Source organism: Herbaspirillum sp. B65 (assembly GCF_000333555.1).
Taxonomy (GTDB): domain Bacteria; phylum Pseudomonadota; class Gammaproteobacteria; order Burkholderiales; family Burkholderiaceae_D; genus Herbaspirillum; species Herbaspirillum rubrisubalbicans.
The window spans coordinates 1-2648 of the sequence record NZ_BADI01000452.1 but is presented as its reverse complement, the minus strand read 5'-3'; the positions used below and the strand labels follow the sequence as shown (position 1 = coordinate 2648).

Here is a 2648-nt window from a genome sequence, read left to right as displayed (position 1 = left end):
AGATGATGAGTGTTGCTGGTTCTCTTCAACCTGGTTTCTTTAACCGCATCTCGCAAACGAATGCCCAAGAAGTCGCGATGGGGATGATCTTCGGAGGTATGAATCCGGCTGGGCCAGTGGGAGACAAAGAGATGAATGATCGTTTCGTTGTCGCACACGCCAAAATCAAATCTCTGCGCGACCTTGAAATAACGCTGTCCTTTTTGCGCCACCAGATCTTTGCTATCCAAGGCAATCAAAGTATCAGTGCGGAACAGAATGCAGGTATCAAACGAGGTCCGCCCCACGGGTCTGATGCCGTCTATCAAGCTATACCCGTGCGCTGCCCAGACATCCTGCAGACGCGCAATGTCTTCGGTAGAAATTTCTCCGAGGCATATCGCATCGGGCCTGATGTCGTGACACATCAAGGCAAGCAAGTCGGCCGCAATTGACCGTTCCAGCGTCGTCGATCTATTGGGGGCAGCAGCCCGGGACAGGCTGGTATTCCACCAAACAAAAGCAAGTTTCATTTCGCCGAGATTGAGAGGCTCTCACTAGGGAGATGGGCAGGCGCGCAAGACGCGCGAGAACGTCGATGATAGCGGTGAGGCGGCCCCATATTCCATCGGCAGAAATGGAGATTTTGCGCGACGTTACAAAGCCGCCCTGCGCGGCGAACGCTGCTGTCCAAGATAGCCGTGCCTGCCTTGCGCAAGACGAAAAAAAGCCCGCAGCCAATGAACTGCGGGCAAGTTCCCTATCAAGAGGGAGGTTGAAGGAACAGTTCAACCACCTGTACGACTGTGGCCCGCAAAAAAAAGTTCGGGAAGATTGTGCGTGAGGATCCGACTTTTTCCTGACGATTCCCGACTGCCGAGCACCGCTCCACCAAAGAAAACGCCGCAACGGTTGCCCGTCGCGGCGTATGCAGTGCTGTTCCCACTGCAGGGTGATGGGGCGGCTCTTGCCGTTCTTGTTGGCTCTCGTTATATGAAGTGCGCGGAGTGCTCGGAATGCGCGCTTACTTCTGCGTACCGGCAGTGCCGCCAGCCGAAGAATCCGAAGGCGTGGTCGGAGTCGGTGTGGCCGGGGTGGCGGTGGAACCCGAATCAGCCGGTGCCGGGGTGGTTGCCGGAGCCGGCGTGCTGGTGGCCGGTGCTGGTTCGGATGCAGCCGGGGCAACGGCGGCCGGCGTGGCAGGAGCTTCGTCGCGCTTGTTGCAACCGGCGAGGACGGCGGTAAAGACGGCGGCAGCCAAGAGGGTGTGGCGAATCTGCATGTTTTGCCTCCAAAGGTTGTTGATGGGATTGGCCGAAGTAAAAGAAGCAATGCACATGCTGTTGAGCTAGGTGCTTGCCGGAATTCGACAGCTTCTGGAAACCGATTATTGCCGCTCTGGCCGCCTGCGGCTGTCAGAAAATGGCGCATGTTGATGTCAGCCATCGCAGGCAATCTGACCTTATTGACAACACTTGGAGAACAGAAAAGCCGTATCATCCCCCTCCATGACCACCTCCCCCGCCCGCCTGTGCGCCCCTCGGCGCCGCCCTGCCCATGCGCTATGCCCTGCCTGCTGCATCTCCATCCTGCTGGCAGCCCTGCCTGCCGCCGCCCACGCCGACATCACGCCACTGACGCCGGCGCAATGCAGCCAACTGCAGGCGCGCAAGGTCATCACTGCTGCCAATCCCGTGCCTTGCACGCGGCTGTCCACGGTCAGTTTCGACTACACCGACTTCGACGGCGCCACGCGCCAGGGTTCGGTGGTGGTGCTCGATGCGGTGGCGCCGCAGGTGGAGTCGCTCTTTGGCGAGCTGCTGCTGCGCTCCTTCCCACTGGCCAGTGCCCGTGGGCTGGAACAGTTCGATGGTGACGACCAGCGCTCCATGCAAGCCAACAACAGTTCCGCGTTCAATGGCCGCCCCATGACCGGCGGTGGCGGCTGGTCCAAGCACGCCTATGGCGCGGCTATCGACATCAACCCGCAGCAGAACCCCTACGTGAGCCAGGCCGGCAGTCCAACGCAACAAGTCCTGCCACCCCAGGGTGCGGCCTACCTGCAGCGCAATCCGGTGCAGCCAGGCATGGCAGAAGACGTGGTCGGCGTGTTCTATGACCATGGCTTCCTGGTCTGGGGTGGCCACTGGAAGCAACCCATCGATTACCAGCACTTCGAGATCGGCAGCCGGGGCTTCATCACGACGCTGGCCAGCCTGCCCAAGGCGCAGGCGCGTGCCGAGTTCGAGCGCTACGTGGCCGGCTATCGACAGTGCATCCATCGCAGCGCTGCGCCCCATGCCGCGGCCAGCGACGACGATGCGCCCGAAGACATCACGCTGCGCGAGCAATGCGCAGCACGTCTGCGTAAATGATCTTCATCCGTTGGCAGCTGAGGTAAAGATGCGCAAGTTTGGGTAAGCCGCGGCGGCGCACCGCAGCGCTCGCTCTATACTGCCTCGGCAATATCGGTCTGGGCGCTGGCCCGGGGGACAGCCTTACTTGAGGAGTGCACGCATGTCGATCAATTCCATTTCCACCGTTTACCACGGCAAAGAACCGGTCGGTGGCCCGCAGCCGCCGAAGAAACCGGCCGTCAATTTCACGGACGTGTTGAATTCGGTCGGACAGGCAGCGCAACTGGCCCAGTCCACCACCAGCTGCCCGGC

3 protein-coding genes are annotated in these 2648 nt (G+C 60.5%); 2 read left to right on the top strand and 1 reads right to left on the bottom strand.

Annotated elements, in window-relative coordinates:
* Positions 1–434: hypothetical protein (locus I5W_RS32020; RefSeq protein WP_044529216.1), on the top strand; the 434-nt coding region annotated here is incomplete at its 5' end.
* A 569-nt stretch (positions 435–1003) separates the two neighbouring features.
* On the opposite strand, the gene I5W_RS10745 is transcribed toward I5W_RS32020, so the two are convergent.
* Positions 1004–1261, bottom strand: coding sequence for a hypothetical protein (locus I5W_RS10745; protein ID WP_017454243.1), 258 nt, complete (start codon positions 1259–1261; stop codon positions 1004–1006).
* Between the two features lie 226 nt (positions 1262–1487).
* Between I5W_RS10745 and I5W_RS10740 the strand changes: the two genes are divergently transcribed.
* Complete coding sequence (locus I5W_RS10740) at positions 1488–2354, top strand: M15 family metallopeptidase (RefSeq protein ID WP_017454242.1); 867 nt, start codon at positions 1488–1490, stop codon at positions 2352–2354.
* Positions 2355–2648: the final 294 nt, after the last annotated feature.